The sequence below is a fragment of the Herbaspirillum aquaticum genome (assembly GCF_002213425.1).
Lineage (GTDB): Bacteria > Pseudomonadota > Gammaproteobacteria > Burkholderiales > Burkholderiaceae_D > Herbaspirillum > Herbaspirillum aquaticum.
The window spans coordinates 1-3,122 of sequence record NZ_NJGV01000046.1 but is presented as its reverse complement, the minus strand read 5'-3'; the positions used below and the strand labels follow the sequence as shown (position 1 = coordinate 3,122).

Here is a 3,122-nt window from a genome sequence, read left to right as displayed (position 1 = left end):
TAGCTATTTCGCTTCTTCTTTGCTTCACTCATTCTCGTCATCCCTTCCAGGACGACAGCTTAAATCAGTGTCTCAAATTCGGGGTCCACTTTACATAGGCCAGATTCGATTCTATCTTCAAACGAAGTTACCTAGACCAGCAGCCGGCTCAAAATGGATGCTCCTCGGCCTCCTCCTGATCAATCTCCGCCTGAGAGGTCACGGGGCTTTGGCGTCCCTGCGGTGGGCACACCCATTTCGAAGGGACGATTGCGGGTCTTTGGTCGGGGAAATTTTGAAATGGGAAGAATAGTTCATACGCGTCTCCTCCGGTGACTAGGGCCATCACCACCCCGCCTTCCTTCACGTCGGCCCCAAGCCTAGATCCGAGTTCAGAGGGATGATAGAGCGGGATGGTCTCTCGGCTGTAAGAGACCGTGGCACTTTCCGGTCCACCTCCCGTAGGCCGTGTTACCGAGATGTTTTTCCGCTCCACTTCATGCGATCCCATCGCCTTGGCCAGCGTATCGGCAGTGTTGCCGGGGCCGACCTTTCCCACTAATAGCGTGCCGGACATCGAGAGCAACGCTCTCACGAAGTTCTTTCCGTAGATGTCTTCCAGTTGAACCAGATCTTGGCAAATCAGGAAGCAACGGACCCCACGCGACCGTCCCATCGAAAACAACTGTCGGATCGGAACGTTGCCCATCTCGGCGGCCTCATCGGCACAAATCCAGATCTTGCGATTCGGATCATCGTCAATCTCCACGCTACTGATGATGCTTGAAATGACACTCAGGATGCCCTGCACGTATGCCTGGGTGACTTCGGGATAGCCTCCGTGGCCTTGTAAGATGATTTGCCGGTTTTTCTTAGGATCCTCTTTTGTCCACTCAGAGAAACTGATCATTCGCTCTTTGGGCAGTCCTTCCCAAGCATCTGCAAGATCGTAGATTGCAGAGCAGTACGATGCAAGATTGATGAGGATTCCTTGCGTAGTCACCGAAAATTTCTCGACGGCCCTGACTGCTTCGGGATGGTGCTGCCTCATGATGCCTAGCAATTCAACGGCAGGTGTGGAAAGACCTACCGCCAACTCTCTCCAAGACCAATCTAATCCGTGATTTGCATTTAAATACTTGGTCAGCCCGACTTGGATCTGTCGAGCCGCATTCGACCACATCGGATCTTTCCCCTCTTTAATCATCGCAGCAGCGAATCGGCGCATATCACCAATCGTTCGGATGTCTTTTCCAATGTTCCAGCCAAAGCCACGGGCATCCCACGGCCCGACGATTACTGGCTTCTCAAACGCTTTCGTAAAATCGCCTTTCGGATCAAACAAGATCAGCCGCTCATTGCTCTTGATGATCTTTTTGATCAGGGGCTTAGCGACCGACGACTTCCCAGCACCGACACCACCCACCATCAGAACATGCCTGGTCCATCTAGTCGCAGGGTAGGTCACGAAAGGACTAATAGAATGGTCTGGACACTCCCGGCACTCACGCAGTAGATATCGATTCAACTGGCGAACGGCATCTTCGCCTTCGTGACGCTTTGCACCTCGGAGGTAGATCAAGCCATCCCTAGGCACCAGATAAATGTGTGCCCAAACGATTGCAGGAAGAATGCCGCAACAGCCAGCAATGAAAATCCGACCGTGCATTGCAGCCCACTCCCCTGTTCCAGCCCAATAGACCAACAGAGCCTTATAGTGAGCAGCCTCCTTTGAAAATAGGGAGGGAAAGGCGGCATGAATCAGAGAGGCAAGCCAGTGCCACACATGAACGCTTAGTGCTCCTGGCGGCCCCTGAAAACTCCAAAATGGGCGCCAAAGAACCCCCAAACTTAAAAAGAAAAAAAACAAACCGGAGATGACGCTTGCAACAAGCCAGCCCAACGGATCTCTGGAATGAAGTGATGGAATCTGGCGCCACTTCCTACCCCACCTGGATTTTCTTTGTCTTTGCATGAAGCCTCCTCACTGAGAGGCATCCAGGGCCGACCTAGTGATGGTTTTTCATGAAGCAGAAGCGGCTTGGAAAATAACAAAAACAAAACACCACGTTATGTCTTCTTCTGAAAATTCTTCTCAAATATCTTGAGATTTTTCGTGAGGATACACACACTCCACAGCCCATTTCCGCCCGTCAACTACAAAGGAATTTATGTCACAAACTTATACTTATGCCACCCAAGAACAAGTCCAATCTGCTTTGGATTTGATGTCTATATCAGACTATCAAATGCTGTGTGATCGTGCTCGTCTATACATCACGGGAACAATCTATTCGGAAGAAATGGATCTCGTCCATGAAGCGCTGGATCGTGTTCTTAATGGCAATCGCAGATGGCCCATTGAAGTTCCATTCACAACGTTTTTAATTCAATGTATGAAAAGCATTGTGTCCGCAGAAAGAAACTCGCTTCTTAATCGACACATCAAAACAGAGAACCATTTTGGGTCTCTGGGATACGATGCCCTATCGATCCTGTCGCCCAAAACTCCCTCAACAGAAGAGATCATCTTGCAGCAAGAACGACTTCGACAACTCATTGATATTAAGAATCAATTTCTAGCAGAGTTCTTTGATGACCCTCAGGCTCAGATGATCATCAACAGTTGGGGCACAGGGCTGACGCCGCTTGAAATCACCTCGAAGATGGGATGTTTACGAAATGAATACCGGGCCGCCTCAGCACGTGTTGATAGGAAAGTCCAGGCACATCGACGGAAGCGACCTGGCTTATGACCATCTATTCTCCTTACAGAAACAGCCGCTTCATGCGGCTGTTTCTCTGCCTCACTCGCGTCTCTTAATGTTGCGAATCCAGTCCACAGGATTTCTATCACGCTCATTCAATATATCCAACATCGCCTTCTTGAACGCGTCCTCTGACGGCGACGGCTGTTCGAGAATCGTCTGAGGAATCACAGATGTATCTGCGTACCAGCAAACGAAATCTTCTACGTCAACCATCGGTGTTCTATTGATCATTCGATGTCGGATAAAGAACGTGTTTCGTTTCACCTGCCCGTACACAGTATAAAGTGGACCCCGAATTTGAGACACTGATTTAAGCTGTCGTCCTGGAAGGGATGACGAGAATGAGTGAAGCAAAGAAGAAGCGAAATAGCT

Annotated in this window: 2 protein-coding genes; one reads left to right on the top strand and one right to left on the bottom strand. The window is 49.7% G+C overall.

Features of this window, described 5'->3' with window-relative positions; translation table 11 throughout:
- Positions 1-148: 148 nt before the first annotated feature.
- On the bottom strand, positions 149-1,954 hold the full coding sequence (locus tag CEJ45_RS24305) for a type IV secretion system DNA-binding domain-containing protein (protein ID WP_088757547.1): 1,806 nt from the start codon (positions 1,952-1,954) through the stop codon (positions 149-151).
- 196 nt (positions 1,955-2,150) lie between these two features.
- On the opposite strand from CEJ45_RS24305, the gene CEJ45_RS24730 reads away from it, so the two are divergent.
- On the top strand, positions 2,151-2,735 hold the full coding sequence (locus CEJ45_RS24730; protein WP_141107065.1) for a sigma-70 RNA polymerase sigma factor region 4 domain-containing protein: 585 nt from the start codon (positions 2,151-2,153) through the stop codon (positions 2,733-2,735).
- Positions 2,736-3,122 lie beyond the last annotated feature (387 nt).